A 17,009-nucleotide genomic window follows, 5' to 3' on the forward strand; every position below is an offset into this window, starting at 1 on the left:
TCGGCCGGTCATCGGGTGGGCTCCTCGGCCGGCCGCGTCCCGAACACCGCCCGGTACTCCGGGTCCTGCCACAGCTCCGCGTGGGTTCCCAGCGCCCGGATCCGCCCCCCGTCCAGCCAGGCCACCGTGTCCGCGCGGGTCGCCGTCGCCGCGCGGTGGGCGACGATCAGGCGGGTCGGTCCGGGGCCCGGGGCCAGCAGGGACTCGGTGATGTGGTGTTCGGTGACCGTGTCCAGGCTGGAGAGGGCGTCGTCGAGGATCAGCAGCCGTCCGGGGTGGGCGAAGGCCCGGGCGAGGCCCAGACGCTGGGCCTCGCCGCCGGAGCGCGGGGAGTCGGTGAGCCGGGTCGCGCAGCCGTCGGGCAGTCGGCGGATGTAGGCGTCGGCCCGGGCCCGGCCGGCGGCGGAGCCGACCTCGGCGGGGGAGGGGGTGGTGAGGCCGAAGGCGATGGTGTCCCCGACGGTCGTACCGAGGAGGGCCGGGCGGGCGAAGGCGTAGGTGACGGCCCGGCGCAGCTCGTCGTGGGGGAGCGCGGGCAGCGGAACGCCGTCGAGGAGGACCTCTCCGGCGTCCGGGTCGGTGAGCCGGCCCGCGAGCCCGGCCAGCAGGGACTTGCCGGTGCCCGAGCGGCCGACGACCGCGAGGACGGTGCCGCCGGGGACGGTCAGATCGACGCCGTCGAGGACGGCGCGGCCGCCCCGGTGGGCCGCGACCCCGCGCAGTTCCAGGCGGCCGGGGCCCGGCGGGAGCGGGCGGGTGCCGTGGGCGGGCGCGGGGTACCCGGTCACCTCGGCCAGGCGCCGCGCCGACGCGCGGGCCCGGGTGAGGGCGGCGAGCCGGCCGACCAGCACGCCGACACCGGTCGCGAGGACCGCGTAGCGGGAGGCGGCGAGGACCTCGCCGACCGAGATCCGGTGCCGGGCGAGCAGGAAGCCCGCCACCGCCACGACGGCGAGCTGGAGCAGCGGGCCCACGGTGACCGCCTGGGCGGCCGCCCGGCCCTGCACCCGCCACATCCGGTGCCCCGCACGGCCGAGTGCGGGCAGCGGTCGAAGGACCCGGGCCGTCTCCCGGTCCTGGAGGCCGGCCGCCGCGATGGTCCGCCTGCCGTCGACCGCCTCCGCCAGCCCGCTCGCGATCCGGCCCTGTTCCCGCTGGTACTCGGCCACGCACGCCGAGGTGTCCCGGGTGAACGCCCTCAGCAGCAGGGCGAGTACGGGTGCCCCGGCCAGGAACACGGCCGCCAGCCACGGGTCGACGACGCCGAGCGCGACCACGCCCCCGACCGGACCGGCGAACGCGGCCAGCAGCGCGGCGAGCGCGGCGGGCCCGGTGCCGGCCTGTGCGGCGTTCCCGACCAGCCGGGCGACCAGGTCCCCGGCGCCGAACCGGGTCAGCGCGCGCGGCCCGAGGGCCAGCACATGCGCGGTCACCCGGCCGCGCAGCCCGGCGGTGGCCCGTGCGTCAACGGTCCCGGCGAGCACGCTCGCGCAGGCGTCCAGCAGGGCGAGCAGCAGCACCAGGGCGGCGGCCCGGCCCACCCAGCCGGCCGCGGGATCGCCCGCCAGCAGCAGGTCCAGGGTCCGGCCCAGCACGGCGGGCAGCAGCAGCCCCGCCGCGGTGGCGGCCGTACTCACCAGGCACAGGACGGCACAGCGCACCCGGGCGTGGCGCATGGCGGTGCGCACAAGGTCTGGGGGAGGAGAAGGGGTTGGTGCCGGTTCCGGTGCAGGTGCAGGTGCAGGTGCTGTCATCGGGCGGGGGCCTCGCCTCGGTCGACGGCTTCGGGCGAAGGCCCCGGACGGGCCCCTCCCGCAGGAGAGGGCCGCCCGGAGCCGGGTTCGCGGTGCTGGTCAGAGACAGAGCAGGACGCTCGCCGCCGACACACACGACAGGAGGCTCACCGTGCTGGCGCCGCCGCCGTCGTGACGCTCTTCGGACTCCAGGGTCTGCAGGTCGAGAAGGGCCATAGCGTGTCCTTTCCGGGGACCGAGCGGTCCCCCCGGTGTTGTTGGGGACGGGGTTGTGTCACGGCTCCGTCAGTGTGCGGAGCCGCGTGCGGGGGCCGCCGGTGGCGGCGGCGGGAGGAACGGCAGGTGGGCGGCGCGGCCGCCGTCGAGGGCGGCGGTCAGCGCCAGCAGGCACCCGGCGGTTCCGGTGCCGAGGTCCATGGAGAGCCGCATCATCTGGTGTCCGGGGAAGGCGAGTTGGCCCTGGTAGGCCATCGCGAACCAGCCGAGCCCGTCGACCTGGGCGGCGAGCCGTACCGGGTCGGCGCCGGTCCGGGCGAGGTGCAGGATCATCCCGGCGCGGCCCTGGAAGAGGCCGGGCTGGGCGTAGAAGCGTGAGGTGGCGGCGGTCAGGACGGCCGCGCGGGCCCGCTCGAAGACCCCGCTCTCGTCGGTGCCGTGGGCGAGCCAGTCGTCGAGGACCAGCCCGATCCCCGCGCTGCCGTCGCCGAGATAGGGGAGCGTGCGCCAGCCCTCGTCGACCTCCAGACCGCCGCCCTTCTGCACCACACAGCGGTCCAGGTCCCGGCGCAGCGCCTCGCCGGCCGCGGCCAACAGGGCCGGCTCGCCGGTCCGTTCGTACCGCCGCAGCAGGAACAGCGCGGGCCCGGTCGCGCCCCGCAGCAGCCCGGCGCGCCGCCCGGGCGTGTCCGGGAGCGGTTCGGCGAGCCGGCGCAGGAGGATCTCGGCGGCCTCCGCGGCCCGCTCGCGCAGCTCCGGCTCCCCGGCCGAGTCGGCGAGGGCGTCGAGGACCAGGCCCAGACCGGCCAGACCGCCATGCAGGTCGGAGGAGAGGTTGCGCCAGTTCTCCCGGAGGATCCCTGCCACGAGGTCCAGGGCGCGCTGCCGGTGGCCGAGTCCGTCCAGGACGTGGGCGACGCCCGCGAGACCGTCGTACAGGCCGAGCGGGGTGCCGGGCGGTGGCGGTGCGGTGTGGTCGAGCAGCCAGCGCTCGCCCTCGTCGTAGCGTTCGGCGCCCGCCCGGTCCAGGGCGTACAGCACGCCGGCCGCGCCGTGCGCGAGGCCGAGTCCGCCGCCGTCGCCGAACTGGGCGATGTCCCCCGGGAAGAGCCGGTCGTCGCGCTCGGGGGTGGCGGAGGCGAGGATCGCCTTGACCATCGAGTCGCGGCTGTGCGGCCAGTCCGCCGGTACGACGGGACGCGCGGCCGGGGCGCCCCGGGTGATCTCCGCGACCGCCTCGTCCAGGAAGGCCCGCGGCACGTCCGGGAACTGCCCGGCGATCACGTCCGCGAGATGGGCCGCCTTGCCCCGGTCGACGACGAACAGGGTGGTGACCGGCAGGAACAGGGCGAGCCGCAGACAGGCCAGCGCGTACCGGTCGACGTCGACGCCCCTGCGGTCCGGCGGGGCGAAGAAGCCGGGGTGGGCGACCACCTGACGGCCGTTCTCCTCCACGGGCGCGGCCGCTTCGAAGTCGATGAGGAACACCGACTCCTCGTCGGGCCCGACCATGATGTTGAAGACATGCAGGTCGTTGAAGACGATCCCGCGCGCGTGCACCGCCTCGACGGCCGCCGTCACCCTCCGGTGGATGCGCAGCGCCCACCGTGTGTAGGCGCGTACGACCGCCGGATCCGGGTCGGGGGTGAGCAGCGGATGCCGTTCGGCGAAGAAGGCGTTGAGCGGACGGCCCTCCAGGAAGTCCATCACCAGGAACCGGTGGTCGCCCAGCGTGAACCAGTCCCGGACCTCGGGCACCACCCCGGTGCCGGCCGCCGCCTCCAGCGCGGTCTTCTCCCGGGCGAGCCGGGCGACGGCGTCGGCGCCGTCGGCCGCGAGCCCCGCGTGCGGCCGCCCCTCCTTGAGCACCACCCGCCGCCCGTCCCGCGTGTCGGTCCCGGCGTACACCCCGCCGCCGTTGGAGAAGTGCAGCGCCTTCTCGATCCGGTACGGCAGCTCGCCGACCGTGGTGGCGTCCCGGGCGGCCAGCTGCGGCCCCAGGAACTCCGGGAGCGTCACCCACGGAGGGACCTGGAAGGAGGGCGCCCGCCGGTCCGGCACCAGCCTGCCCGCGCCGTCCCGCACCGCCGTCACCAGCGAACCGCGCTCGTCGACGACGTACGTGCGCGCGAACGCGCCGTAGCGGACGTACAGCGGCCCCTCGTGCCAGCGCAGATCGGTCAGGATGTACGGACCCTCGAAACCCTCCAGGAGCGCGCCCAGCTCGCGCAGCACCTCCTGCAGCCGGTCCTCGTCGGCCGGGTAGACCGTCACGAACTTGCCGCTGGTGTCGCGGCCCGCGTACTTGGCGTTGCGCAGATGCAGCAGATGCGGTCCCGGAACGAACTTGAACGGGATGCGGCGCGGCACGCAGTAGTCCCACACGATCGCGGCGATCCGTTCCGCGTTCGCCCGGGTCGCCGAGGAGTGGATCTTCCAGCCCTGGGCCGGCGACGGCAGCGGCGCACCGTCCGGACCCACCGGCGTCATGGTCAGCCAGTCTCCGGAGCGCGCCGCGTGCCAGCCCTCCGGCACCGTGCGACGCGCCGTCGCGAACAGCGGCTGCGTCTGCGGCTCGTCGGCTCCGAGCCGGTCGGGCGTCTCGTAGAAATGCCCGTCGGCGAGCGCGTACACCTCGTACCGCCTGTCCATCCGCCTCCTCCTCCGTGGCCCGGCCCCGACACTCGCAGGCGCCGCACGGTCGCGGACAGTCATGTCTGTCACGAGGTCACCGTGCGGAACGCACGGGTCAAGTCATGTTCGGTGCCTTTCGAGCGCAACGGGCCCCCGCCTCCACGGAACGGTCACAGGGGCTGCGCAGACGGCTCATAAGCGCTGTAATGGCGGCGTGGTCAGTGAGGGCGCTGCGGTACGCGGAATCAGAACGGAGCGCGCCGAAATAGCCCTCGAAACGCTCACGGGCGAGCCCGGCGCACCCGACCGGCTCCGGCGTGTCCTCGAACAGGCGCTGGTGTTCGCCTGCGCCGCGTTCGCCGGGGTGTACACACCCGGCGACGACGGAACCGTGCTGCGACTGGCCGAGTCGGCCGGAGTGCCCCGCACCATCTTCGGCCTGCGTGACTCCTACCCGGCCGTGGGGCGGTCCCCGGCCGCCGAGGCCTACGGCACCGGGCGGCCCGTCTGGCTGGCACCCGAGGAACTGGCCGACTGCCCGGAGGCGCGGCGGACCCCGTCCCAGGAGTTCTCGCTGGCGGTCCTGCCGGTGCCCGGCCGTGCCGGACTCCTGGTCGTGGTCAGCGAACGGGACGGCGGGTTCGGCCCCGAGGACCGCGCCTGCCTGGAACTGATCGCCGACGCGATCGCCCTGCCCGCCCCGCTCCCCGCCGTCTCCGACACCGGTGAACTGCCCGCCGACGCGTTCAGCCTCGCCATGGACACCGGCCGGATCGAGGTCGGTGACGCCATCCTCGGCCTCTTCGGCATGGGCCGGGACGAGTTCGACGGCAAGGTCGAGACACTCCTGGGCCGTACCGTGCCCGAGGACGTGCCCGCCCTGATGTCCGTGGTCGAGGCCGACCACATGTCCATCGGCGACCGCGAGCTGGAGTTCCGGATCCTGGAGCCCTCCGGCTCGCCCAAGTGGCTGCGGCTGCGTGGCCGCATGGTGCCGGGCGCCGAGGGGCGCCCCGCCCGGCTGGCCGGCACCGTCGCCGACGCCTCCACGCTCCGCTCCGACGTCACCGACGTGGCCCGGGTGCAGCGGCTCGCGGCCGCGCTGGCCACCGCCGGCACGGTCAAGGACGTCAGCCAGGCCGTCGTCACCGCCCTGCGCGGACCGCTCAAGGCCGACCGCATCGCCTTGGCCGAACTGGAGAACGAGCGCCTGGTCGTCACCGTCCTGGACCCGCCCGACGCCGAGGCCTGGCCCGAGCTGTGGCGCAGCGAATGGCGCACGGAATGGCCGGACGCGCCGGTGCGCGCGATGCCCACCCTGGCCGCCGCCCTGCGCGAGGGCCGCCCCCGGATCTGGCCTGTCACGACCGCCCTGGAACCCGCCCTCGCCGAGGTCGGCCCCGGTGGCCTCGCCATCCTCCCGCTGCCCGCCGGCGGCCGGATGGCCGGGGCCTGTCTGATCGGCTGGGACAGCCCGCACGAGTTCGGCCCCGACGAGCGCGCCCTGCTCACCGCCGCCGCCGGCCTCGCCGGACAGGCCCTGATGCGCGCCCACGCCTTCGACGCCGAGCACGAACTGGTCGGTATGCTCCAGCGCGCCCTGCTGCCCCGCCGGCTGCCCCGGCTGCCCGGGGCGGTCGCCGTCGCCCGCTATCTGCCCCCCACCGAGGGCCTGGAGGTGGGCGGCGACTGGTACGACGTGATCCCGCTGACCGACAACCACGTCGCCCTGGTCATCGGCGACGTCCAGGGCCACAGTGCCGCGGCCGCCACCCTGATGGGCCAGATGCGCACCGCGCTGCGCGCGTACGCGGCCGAGGGGCACACCCCCGACGTGGTCGTCTCACACACCAACCGGCTCCTCATGGACATGGAGAGCGACCTCTTCGCCACCTGCTGCTACGTCGACGTCGACATGGAGGCCGGCACCGCCTGGTGCGTGCGCGCCGGACACCTGGAGCCGGTCCTGCGTCACCCGGACGGCACCACCGAGGTCACCCAGACGGAGGGCGGCCCTCCGCTGGGCGTGGTGGCCCGGGCCGACTTCCCCCTGACCCAGCTCAGCCTGAGCCCGGGCACCCTGCTCGCGCTCACCACCGACGGTCTGGTCGAGTCCCCCCACACCGACATCGACGACGGCATGGCCCGGTTCGCCCGCGACCTCGGCGCCTGCGACCCCAGCCACCTCGGGCTGGTCGCCGACGCCCTGCTCGGCAGCGCCCACCGCACCGACGACGTCGCGCTGCTGCTGATGCGCTACGACGGCATGGCCGTGCGCCCGCTGCGGGAGAGCTGGACGGTGTGGCGGGTCCCGGAGGCGGCCCGGCACGCCCGCCGCTTCAGCCGCCGCACGCTGCGTTCCTGGGGCGTCACCGACGAGGCCATGGACGCGGGCCTGCTGGTGGTCTCCGAACTCGTCACCAACGCCCTGATCCACACCGAGGGCCCGGTCCGGCTGGATCTGACTCTGGTCGACCACCGGCTGCGGATCGCCGTCGCCGACGCCTCGCCGCGCAGCCCGGTCAAACCCGCGAACATCGGCTGGCAGGCCACCGGCGGGCGCGGCATCCTGCTCGTGGAGGCCGTGTCGGCCGCCTGGGGGACCGTGCCGGTCAGCGGCGGCAAACAGGTCTGGGCGGACCTCGTCCTGGAGGACTGACCGCCGGACCGGGGTCACGTGGGTGGGCACCCGGCCGTCTCGGGAGGCGGGGTGCGGCGACCGTCCTTAATGTCCTTGATGTGGCACATACCTTCGACGAACTCGTGGCGAAGCACCGCGCGGCCGACGCGGCCCACGACAAGGTCCTGGAACTGCGGGACGCCTACGGACCACCGGCCCTGCAGCAGCCGGGCGGCGCCCAGTCCGAGACCTACGAGACCGCCCTGCGCGCCTGGCGCGACCTGGCCCGCGACGAACTGACCGCGGTGAGCGAATACGCCCGCGACGAGGGCCGGCCGCGGTCCGAGGTGGAGGCGGAGGTGGAGCGGGCGGCGGGCTGGCCGGAGGACTCCTGAGCCGCTTCAAAACGTGCGCCCAAATTATCGCAAAAAACAGACGAGTGGCCGCTTCGAGGCACCTCGTGGTCACATGACATCCGCGCCAGGGCCATACTGTCGTAACCCATCAGGAAAACAGAAGAACGTCTCAACCGGATGTTCACCTATAAGGTGTAGTGAATGAAGGCTTTGGTGCTCTCCGGCGGTGCCGGCACACGGCTTCGGCCGATCACCCACACATCGGCGAAACAGCTCGTGCCGGTGGCGAACAAACCAGTGCTGTTCTACGGGCTCGAATCCCTTGCCGACGCCGGCGTCACCCAGGTCGGGATGATCGTCGGCGACACCGCCGCCGAGATCGAGGAAGCGGTCGGCGACGGGTCGAAGTTCGGGCTGGACGTCACCTACATCCCCCAGGAGCGCCCGCTGGGTCTGGCCCACGCGGTGCTGATCGCGCGGGACTTCCTCGGCGACGACGACTTCGTCATGTACCTCGGCGACAACTTCATCGTCGGCGGCATCACCGGACTGGTCGACGAGTTCCGCGAGACCCGTCCCGACGCGCAGATCCTGCTCACCCATGTGCCCAACCCGCGGGCCTTCGGTGTCGCCGAACTCGACGCCGACGGCCAGGTGGTCGGCCTGGAGGAGAAGCCGCAGGAGCCCAAGAGCGACCTCGCCCTGGTCGGCGTCTACCTGTTCACGCCGGCCATCCATGACGCCGTGCGTGCCATCAAGCCGTCCTGGCGCGGCGAGCTGGAGATCACGCACGCCATCCAGCACCTCATCGACCAGCGTGCCGACGTGCGCTCCACGGTGATCAAGGGCTACTGGAAGGACACCGGCAACGTCGTCGACATGCTGGAGGTCAACCGGACCGTCCTGGAGGCTCAGGAGCCGCGCATCGACGGCGAGGTCGACGAGGCCAGCCAGATCGTCGGCCGGGTGGTCGTCGAGGCCGGCGCCCGCGTCACCAACTCGCGGATCGTCGGCCCTGCCGTGATCGGCGCCGGGACCGTCGTCGGGGACTCCTACGTGGGTCCCTTCACGTCGATCGCCGAGAACTGCCGGATCACCGAGAGTGAGCTGGAGTTCTCCATAGTGCTGCGGGACTCCTCCATCGACGGGGTGGGCAGGATCGAGTCCTCGCTGATCGGCCGGCATGTCGAGGTGACCCCCGCAGCCGGCACCCCCAGTGCCCACCGCCTCGTCCTCGGAGACCACAGCAAGGTGCAGATCCGTTCATGAACCTCCTCGTCACCGGCGCCGCCGGCTTCATCGGCTCCACGTACGTCCGCGGCCTGCTCGCCGACAGCGCCCCCGACGCGCCGCACATCACCGTGCTGGACAAGCTCACCTACGCGGGCACCCTCACCAACCTGCCCGAGTCGCATCCCCGCCTGACCTTCGTCGAGGGCGACATATGCGACGCCGAGCTGGTCGACAGGCTGATGGCCGAGGCCGACCAGGTGGTGCACTTCGCCGCCGAGTCGCACGTGGACCGTTCCATCGACGGCGCCGGCGCGTTCGTCCGCACCAACGTGGTCGGCACCCAGACCCTCCTCGACGCGGCCCTGCGGCACGGCGTCGGCCCGTTCGTGCACGTCTCCACCGACGAGGTCTACGGCTCCATCGAGACCGGCTCCTGGCCCGAGACCCACCCGCTCCAGCCGAACTCGCCGTACTCCGCGTCCAAGGCCTCCTCGGACCTGCTCGCGCTGGCCTTCCACCGCACCCACGGCCTGGACGTCCGCGTCACCCGCTGCTCCAACAACTACGGGCCGCACCAGTTCCCCGAGAAGGTCATCCCGCTCTTCGTGAGCAACCTCCTCGACGGCAAGAACGTGCCCCTCTACGGCGACGGCAGCAACGTCCGCGACTGGCTGCACGTCGAGGACCACTGCCAGGGCGTCGAGCTGGTCCGCGCCGGCGGCCGGGCCGGCGAGGTCTACAACATCGGCGGCGGCACCGAGCTCAGCAACAAGGAACTCACCGGCCTGCTCCTGGAAGCCTGCGGAGCCGACTGGGACCGCGTCGACCGTGTCGCCGACCGCAAGGGCCACGACCAGCGCTACTCCGTCGACTGGAGCAAGATCCGCGACGAGCTGGGCTACACCCCCAAGCACGACTTCACCTCCGGCCTCGCCGCCACCGTCGCCTGGTACCGCGACAACCGGGGCTGGTGGGAGCCGCTGAAGGAACGCGCCGCTCTCGAATCCCGCAAGGAGCAGGAGAAGCACTGATGAAGTGGCTCGTCGCCGGCGCGGGCGGAATGCTCGGCCACGACATGGTCGAGGAACTCACCCGCCGGGGTGCGCAGGTGGTGGCCCTCGGCCACGCCGACCTCGACGTCACCAGCGCCGACTCGGTGGCGTCCGCACTCGCCGGACACCGGCCCGACCTGGTGGTGAACTGCGCCGCGTACACGGCCGTCGACGACGCCGAGACCGACGAGGAGCGGGCCCTGCTGATCAACGGCGAGGGCCCGCGCCTGCTGGCCCGCGCCGCCGCCCGGCACGGCGCCCGTCTCGTCCATGTCTCCACGGACTACGTCTTCGACGGCGAGGCCCGCGCCACCCCGTACCCGGAGGACCACCCCACCGACCCGCGCACCGCCTACGGCCGCACCAAGCTCGCCGGCGAGCGGGCCGTCCTGGCCGAGCTCCCGGGCGCGAGCGCGGTGGTCCGCACGGCCTGGCTGTACGGCACGCACGGAAAGAACTTCGTGCGCACGATGATCGAGCTGGAGTCCCGCCGGGACACCCTCGACGTCGTCGACGACCAGCGCGGACAGCCCACCTGGAGCGCCGACCTGGCCGCCCGGATCGCCGACCTCGGCCCCCGCCTCGGGCGGGACGACCGCGCGCACGGCGTCTTCCACGGCACCAGCTCCGGCGCGGCCACCTGGTGCGAGCTGGCCCGGGAGGTGTTCCGTCTGCTCGGCGCCGACCCGGAGCGGGTGCGCCCCACCACGAGTGAGGCGTTCGTCCGGCCGGCACCCCGCCCCGCGTACAGCGTGCTCGGCCACGACCGGTGGGCCGAGGTCGGTCTCGAGCCGCCGCGGGACTGGCGTCAGGCCCTGGCGGAGGGGCTGCCGCACATCCGCAAGGAGATGTCCGCATAAGGCACTACGCACCCACCTGCCGCAGGGCGGCCGACGGCTCACCGAGCATGTCGGCCGCCCTGTGGTGTATGGAAATAACGCAGCCGCCGTGCCTTTTTCACGGGCCCTCGTGTTAGCCCCTTGTGGTTGGCCCCGGTTCACTACGATGATGCTTTGAATGTCTTGTGGGTCGGGTAGGGAAAGGATTTACCCCGCGATGTCGATGCGAGCGACCGTGAAGTCCGTACTGGGTGAGAAGAATGTGCGGGTCCTGCGACGACTGAAGCGGCGCCTGTCCGCCCAGCCGGCCAAACCGGCCAAACCGACGGGGCTGGACGCGATCTCCGGCGATCTCAACAAACTCGCCCAGCACTTCAAGACGGACAAGTGGGGAATACACCGCTACACCCAGCACTACCAGCGCCATCTCGGGCACCTGAAGAACGACTCGTTCAACCTGCTGGAAATCGGCATCGGCGGCTACAACAGGCCAGGTCAGGGCGGTGCCTCGCTGCGCATGTGGAAGCAGTTCTTCCCGAAGGCGCGGATTTTCGGAATGGACATCCAGGACAAGTCATTTGTCGACGAGGACCGCATCACCACGTTCATCGGAGACCAGTCCGATCCGTCGTCCCTGAACGCCGTCGCCGACAAGATCGGTGACCTGGACGTCATCATCGACGACGGCAGTCACCGTAGTCCGCATGTCCTCACGACCTTCGCCACGCTCTTCCCCCGGCTCAAGGACGGTGGCATCTACATCGTCGAGGACACCCAGTCGTCGTACTGGCCCGAATGGCAGGGCAGCGAGGATCTCGACGCCGCGCACACCAGTATGGGGATGCTCAAGCGGCTGGTGGACGGGCTGAATTACGAGGAATTCGTCGTCGAGAACTATCAGCCGACGTACACGGACCTCAATGTGGTCGGCGTGCACTTCTACCACAACCTGGTGATCATCGAAAAAGGCAGGAATGCCGAAGGCAGCAACAAGCGCAGCGCGCTGAAGCAGCGTTACGCCAAGTCCTGACACCACTCACCCGAGGGGGGCCGAGCCATGGCTCGGCCCCCCTCGGGGTGTGTTCAGGCCCGCAACTGCTCGTAGTAGGCCAGGCAGTCCGCGTAGGCCGGCAGCAGCCCCGACGCTTCCGCCTCGGCCAGGGTGGGTGCCTCGGCGTCCTTCTCCGACAGCACCGGCTCCAGCCCCTCGGGCCACTCGATGCCCAGCGCGGGGTCGAGCGGGTTGATGCCGTGCTCACGACCCGGGGCGTACCCGGCCGAGCACAGGTACACCACCGTGGCGTCGTCGGTCAGCGCCATGAACGCGTGCCCGAGGCCCTCCGAGAGGAACACGGCGTGCCGGTTCTCCTCGTCCAGCCGCACCGCCTCCCAGCGGCCGAACGTGGGGGAGCCGACCCGGATGTCCACGACGACGTCCAGCACGGCCCCGCGCACGCACTTGACGTACTTGGACTGGCTCGGCGGCACGTCGGCGAAGTGGATGCCGCGCAGCACGCCCCGCCGCGAGACCGAGCAGTTGGCCTGGGCGAGGTCGAGGTCGTAACCGAGGGCCTCACGGAACTCCCCGGCCCTGAACCACTCGTGGAAGCTGCCCCGGTCGTCGGGGAAGACCTTGGGTTCCTGGACCCAGGCGCCTTCGATGTCCAGCGGTCGCACGGTTCTTACTTGCCTTCCTGTCGTGCGGGCTTGCCCTTGCCCAGGGCCCTGACCAGTACGCGGCGCACCGGCAGCGGAAGCTTGCGGGCGAGGCGGCGGGCCGCGCTCGGCCTCGGCTTGGCGGCGGGCTTGGGCGCTGCCGCCGCGGGCTTCTTCGGGGCCGGCTTGACCACCTTCAGGCCCTCGGGGGAGTTGCGTACGGCGAGCGGCAGCGTGAAGAAGCGGGGCTCGGGCGCGTCCGCGACCAGGCACAGCGCGAGCCGCCAGCGGCCCTCCTGGAGCGACCGCACCGGCAGCGGGGCGTCCAGCACCGCTCCGCCGTCCCCGGCCGGGGACAGCGTGGCCGGCACCTCGAGCACCTCCACGGCGGGCTTCGGGCCGGTCAGCCGGACCGAAGCCTTGACGTCACCGGCGACATGGAACGGCAGCACCGCGCGCAGTCGGTCGCCCGCCACGGTGAAGTCCTCGGGCTGGAAGGCGCCGAAGCCCAGCCGCTTGCCGGCCATGTCGACGTCGAGCGCGAAGTTGTCCTTGACCGTCCAGTACGGCAGCACCCGGCGGCCGCCGACCACACCGGGCGACGGCATCGCCGGGAACGGCTCCCTGGACACCGGGAACAGCCGGTACTCCCGGGTCCAGCCGCCGATGGTCAGGCGGACGAACGCGTCCCACAGGCCGGCCGGCAGCGGGGTGCCGCTGGCGGCGGTGGCCGGGTCCACGGTGGCGGTGGCCCTGACCACGAGCCGGACGCGGCCGGGCTCGCCCTCGACGGGCAGCGTCTCGCGGGTGATCTCGACCGGCTGGAAGAACTGCGCGTGGGTCTCGCGCTCCCGCATCATCAGGTCGGCGTTGGCCTTCCCGAAGCGGGCGGCGGTGCCGCGCTCCAGCCAGGCGATGGCGTCGGCGACGGTCTCCGGCGGCCCGTCGAGCGGGACGACGGCGGTGTCGGCCGGGTAGGTCTTGGGCGCGCCGTTCGCGGCGTACTCGGCCGTGAAGTCGATCTTCAGCGCGCCGCCGTCCCAGGTGATGCTCTCCAGGGCCGTCGAGGGGCCGATGGACGCCTCCCACTCGGCGAGCGCGAGCACGTCCTCGTAGCGGCCGGCGCCGGCCAGCTCGGTGACCACCCGGTGGGCCGGCTCCAGCAGGGCGAACACGGAGGGGCCCATGCGCTCGGCGATCACCTTGTGGATCTCGTCGAAGAGCTCCCTGCGGTAGTCGTCCGGCAGCTTGAGGAAGCGGTTGCCGCGCAGCCGCTCGCCCATCTCGCTGCGCAGCCAGCGGCGGAACATCTTGTCCCGCTTGGGGCCGGGCTCGGTGTAGCGCTCGACGACGTCGAGGGCCTCACGGAGGTTGGCGAAGTAGCCGACCGGGTCGAAGCGCTGGAAGCCGGCGTTGGAGGCGTCGTCGCGCTTGAGGTGGTAGTAGCAGACGTAGTCGCCGAGCACGGAGATGTTCGACGCGCGCAGGTATGCCTCGGCCACGAAGACATGGTCCTCGAGGCGCCGGCGGCCCTCGGGGAAGCGCAGCCCGATGCGGTCCAGGAAGGACCGGCGCAGCATCTTGTGCGGGGTGAGGCTGTCCATCAGCGGGGCGTTCTCGACGGTGGCCCGCGGGTGGTTGTGGCGGAACAGCTCCACGGGCACCGGGCGGCCCTTGCCCGCCATCTTGCCGATGATCAGGTCGGCCTCGTTCTCGACGCCGTAGTTGTACATCCGCTCCAGGGCCTCGTCGCCGAGGAAGTCGTCGTTGTCGACGAACATCACGAACTCGCCCTTGGAGGCCTCGATGCCGACGTTGCGCGGCTTGCCGGACCAGCCGGAGGGCTCCTGGTGGATGACGTGGATGTGCGGGTGCTCGGCCGCCAGGGCGTCGAGCCGGGCCGGGGTCCCGTCGCTGGAGCCGTCGTTCACGAAGATCACTTCGTACTCGTCGCGCGGCAGCGACTGCCGCAGCACCGACGCGATGCAGTCCTCGATATAGGGCCCCGGATTGTAGACAGGGACGACAACACTGACCTTGACCGGCATCCGGCTTCCTAGCCCCCTGGATAAGCCGTCCGTTCCTCTGGACGGCACGTACATGTGGCCGAATGCTAACCCGGTCTTGCCCCCAGGTGTTTCTCACCCCTTGGTCAAGACCGGGTCGTGAAGGGTCAGCCGTGCGTCAAAACCCCTGATCAGCCGTGGGTCTTGGCGAGCAGCTCCAGGACCTCGGCCGTGCTGCCGGATTCGCCGAGCCGCGGGAAGACCCGCTCCACGCTGCCGCGGTGCGCCTCGGGGTCGGCGTCGGCCATGGCGTCCGTGGCGAGCGTCACGTGGTAGCCGTGCGCGTAGGCGTCGCGGGCGGTGGACTCCACGCCGATGCTGGTGGCGATGCCGGTCAGGACGATCTGGGTGATGCCCCGGCGGCGCAGCTGGACGTCCAGGCCGGTGCCGTGGAAGGCGCTCCAGTTGTGCTTGGTGATGTGGATGTCGCCGTCGTGGCCGGAGAGCTCGTCGACGACGATGTCCCAGCCCTCCGGGAAGGCGAGACCGCGCGGCTGCCGCTCGGTGCGGCCCGGGACGGCGTCGGCGCCGTCGGCGGCGAAGGACACCCGGACCAGGACCACGGGCAGGTTCTGGGCGCGGAAGGCGTCGGCGAGCTCGACGCTGCGGGCCACGACCTCGGTTCCGGAGTACGGCTGGGTGGGCATGCCCACGATGCCCTGCTGGAGGTCGATGACGACAAGGGCGGTACGCGGGTCGAGGGTGCTCAAGGACATGAGGTGGATCAGGCCTTTCGGGGGGCTTGACGGGGTTAGGGGGTGAGCCGGGCCAGGGAGCGGTCCGGCAGGGTGATCGCCAGCAGCAGTGCGGAGCCGGCGAGCATGAACAGGGCCAGGCCGTGCAGCCCGCCCGTGTCGGCGCGGTGCGGGAAGAACGCCGCGGTGGCGGCGGAGGCACCCAGCGCGCCGAGGTACGTGAAGGTGCGCAGCAGCCCGGCGGCGGAGCCGATCCGTTCCTTGTCGGCCTGCCGGTACAGCGCGTTCTGCGCGGCGAGGCCGAGCAGGCCCTGCGGTACGCCCAGCAGCGCTCCGGTGCCGAGCAGCAACCAGAGCGGGCTGTGGGCGTCGAACACCAGCAGCGCCGCGCAGCCCGCGATCTGCAGCACGGAACCGGCCAGCAGCTTGGTGCGGATCGCCTCGCGGCGGCCGGTGAGCGTGGAGACGACCAGCGCGGCGACCGACAGCGGCAGGAGCACCAGCCCCGCGGTGGAGGCGCTGAGCCCGCGGCCCTGCTCCAGCCACTGCGTGTAGCCGTAAAGGACGGAGTAGGAGGTGACGTTGCCGAGGAACTGCCGTACGTAGGTGGCGATGAGCGGGCCGTTGCCGCCGAGGACGCGCAGGTCGACGAACGGGTCGGGGACGCGCAGTTCCCGGGCCCCGAAGGCGACGGCCGCGAGCAGGGTCAGGGCCGGCAGGTACCAGTGGTCGAGCCGCGGGTCCATCAGGAAGAGCATCAGGGAGACCAGCAGGACCGCGAAGAGGGCCATGCCGGGGAGATCCATGCGCCGGCGTCGTTCGGCGGGTTCGGCCTTCGGCAGCCACAGCAGGCCCAGGACCAGACAGGCCGCCGAGAGCGGCACGTTCACGGTGAACACCAAGTGCCAGCCGCCGGCGCCGATCAGCAGCCCGCCCAGCGTCGGGCCGATCACGGCCACGGTCTGCGCGGACACGGCGAGCGCGGTGAGCACCCCGGCCGGGCTGTCCCGCCCGGTGCGTTCGGCCTCGCTCCGGGTCAGCCGCATCGCCGCCGGGAACGCCGCCGAGGTGCCGAAGCCGAGCAGCACCCGGGAGGCGATCAGCACGCCCAGCGAGGGCGCCAGCGCGCCCATCAGGCCGGCCACCCCCACCAGGGCGGTGGCGACGAGGTAGAGCCGGCGCGGCCCGTACACGTCCACCAGCCGGCCGATCACCGGCTGGCCCACGGCCGTCGCCAGGTAGAGCGCGGAGACCAGCCACACCGTCTCGGCGGGCGGCGCCCCGAAGGCGATGCCGATGGGCACCAGGGCCACGGCGATCATCGAGGAGTTGATCGGGTTCAGTACGGAACCCAGGATCATCGGCGCGATCAGCCGCCGGTCGAAACCTGCGGGGGCCGGGCGGGTGTCCTGGGGGGTGCGTCCGGTGAGCTTCGGTATCACGGCCGGGAGAGCCGTTCCAGCAGTTCGAACGCGGTGAGCAGGGTCTGGCGTTCCTCCTCGGTGTAGCGCTCCTGGAAGGCGCGGGCCAGCCACTCGTCGCGCACCTGCCGGTTGCCCTCGACCCGGGCCTGCCCGGCCTCGGTGAGGGTGACCAGCTGGCGGCGGCCGTCGGTGGGGTCGGGGCTGCGGCGGATCAGCCCCTGCTGGTCGAGAGCGGCCAGCGTGGTCGCCATCGACTGCGGCCGCACCCCCTCGGCGGAGGCCAGCGCACTGGCCGTGGCGGCACCGTGCTTGGAGACCAGGGTGAGCGCCGACTCCTGGGACGGGGTGAGGTCCGCGTCCTGCGCGACCTCCCGGATACGGCGACGCAGCCTGCTGAACGCCACGCGCAGATTGCGCGCCGTGCGGGTCGCGGAGTCCGAGATCTGAACCATGCGGGCCACCCT

14 protein-coding genes are annotated in these 17,009 nt (G+C 72.4%); 6 read left to right on the top strand and 8 right to left on the bottom strand.

Going from position 1 to position 17,009, the window contains the following annotated elements:
- Positions 1-8: 8 nt before the first annotated feature.
- The 3 genes from ACZ4N4_RS38930 to lanKC form a co-directional block, all read right to left on the bottom strand.
- Complete coding sequence (locus ACZ4N4_RS38930; RefSeq protein WP_467597884.1) at positions 9-1,754, bottom strand: ATP-binding cassette domain-containing protein; 1,746 nt, start codon at positions 1,752-1,754, stop codon at positions 9-11.
- A 99-nt stretch (positions 1,755-1,853) separates the two neighbouring features.
- Positions 1,854-1,970, bottom strand: coding sequence for a SapB/AmfS family lanthipeptide (locus ACZ4N4_RS38935; RefSeq protein WP_351696969.1), 117 nt, complete (start codon positions 1,968-1,970; stop codon positions 1,854-1,856).
- A gap of 69 nt (positions 1,971-2,039) precedes the next feature.
- Positions 2,040-4,622: a class III lanthionine synthetase LanKC gene (gene lanKC, locus ACZ4N4_RS38940; RefSeq protein ID WP_467597887.1), complete on the bottom strand. Its 2,583-nt coding sequence runs from the start codon at positions 4,620-4,622 to the stop codon at positions 2,040-2,042.
- Between the two features lie 196 nt (positions 4,623-4,818).
- Here lanKC and ACZ4N4_RS38945 point away from each other — a divergent pair, with 196 nt between their 5' ends.
- The 6 genes from ACZ4N4_RS38945 (at position 4,819) to ACZ4N4_RS38970 (ending at position 11,734) form a co-directional block, all read left to right on the top strand.
- A complete protein-coding gene (locus ACZ4N4_RS38945) occupies positions 4,819-7,263 on the top strand; it encodes a SpoIIE family protein phosphatase (protein WP_467597890.1) in 2,445 nt (814 codons plus the stop codon).
- 80 nt (positions 7,264-7,343) lie between these two features.
- The gene (locus tag ACZ4N4_RS38950; protein WP_360478815.1) at positions 7,344-7,619 is read left to right on the top strand and encodes a hypothetical protein; all 276 of its coding nucleotides are present in this window, start codon (positions 7,344-7,346) and stop codon (positions 7,617-7,619) included.
- Between the two features lie 162 nt (positions 7,620-7,781).
- Positions 7,782-8,849 (top strand): glucose-1-phosphate thymidylyltransferase, encoded by a 1,068-nt coding sequence (locus tag ACZ4N4_RS38955; protein WP_467597893.1) that lies wholly within the window; start codon positions 7,782-7,784, stop codon positions 8,847-8,849.
- Positions 8,846-9,844 (top strand): dTDP-glucose 4,6-dehydratase, encoded by a 999-nt coding sequence (rfbB, locus tag ACZ4N4_RS38960; protein WP_467597896.1) that lies wholly within the window; start codon positions 8,846-8,848, stop codon positions 9,842-9,844. The genes ACZ4N4_RS38955 and rfbB overlap by 4 nt, the downstream gene beginning before the upstream one ends.
- Entirely contained in the window at positions 9,844-10,725 is an 882-nt protein-coding gene (gene rfbD, locus ACZ4N4_RS38965) for a dTDP-4-dehydrorhamnose reductase (protein WP_467597899.1), read from the top strand. Before rfbB ends, rfbD begins: the two co-directional genes overlap by 1 nt.
- A 214-nt stretch (positions 10,726-10,939) precedes the next feature.
- Positions 10,940-11,734: a class I SAM-dependent methyltransferase gene (locus ACZ4N4_RS38970; RefSeq protein ID WP_467597902.1), complete on the top strand. Its 795-nt coding sequence runs from the start codon at positions 10,940-10,942 to the stop codon at positions 11,732-11,734.
- A gap of 53 nt (positions 11,735-11,787) precedes the next feature.
- Here the strand turns inward: ACZ4N4_RS38970 and rfbC are convergent, their stop codons facing one another.
- The 5 genes from rfbC to ACZ4N4_RS38995 all read right to left on the bottom strand — a co-directional run bounded on the left by rfbC (position 11,788) and on the right by ACZ4N4_RS38995 (position 16,997).
- Positions 11,788-12,381, bottom strand: a complete 594-nt coding sequence (rfbC, locus tag ACZ4N4_RS38975) for a dTDP-4-dehydrorhamnose 3,5-epimerase (protein ID WP_453566938.1) — start codon at positions 12,379-12,381, stop codon at positions 11,788-11,790.
- 5 nt (positions 12,382-12,386) lie between these two features.
- Positions 12,387-14,408: a glycosyltransferase family 2 protein gene (locus ACZ4N4_RS38980; protein ID WP_453566936.1), complete on the bottom strand. Its 2,022-nt coding sequence runs from the start codon at positions 14,406-14,408 to the stop codon at positions 12,387-12,389.
- Positions 14,409-14,557: 149 nt separating this feature from the next.
- Positions 14,558-15,142 carry a hydrolase gene (locus ACZ4N4_RS38985; protein ID WP_453566934.1) on the bottom strand — a complete coding sequence of 195 codons (585 nt, stop codon included), beginning with the start codon at positions 15,140-15,142 and terminating at the stop codon, positions 14,558-14,560.
- Between the two features lie 35 nt (positions 15,143-15,177).
- Entirely contained in the window at positions 15,178-16,563 is a 1,386-nt protein-coding gene (locus ACZ4N4_RS38990) for an MFS transporter (RefSeq protein ID WP_467597906.1), read from the bottom strand.
- Positions 16,560-16,997, bottom strand: a complete 438-nt coding sequence (locus ACZ4N4_RS38995; RefSeq protein WP_453566930.1) for a MarR family winged helix-turn-helix transcriptional regulator — start codon at positions 16,995-16,997, stop codon at positions 16,560-16,562. Before ACZ4N4_RS38995 ends, ACZ4N4_RS38990 begins: the two co-directional genes overlap by 4 nt.
- Between the last annotated feature and the right edge of the window lie 12 nt (positions 16,998-17,009).

The organism is Streptomyces sp. NPDC026538, assembly GCF_055567535.1.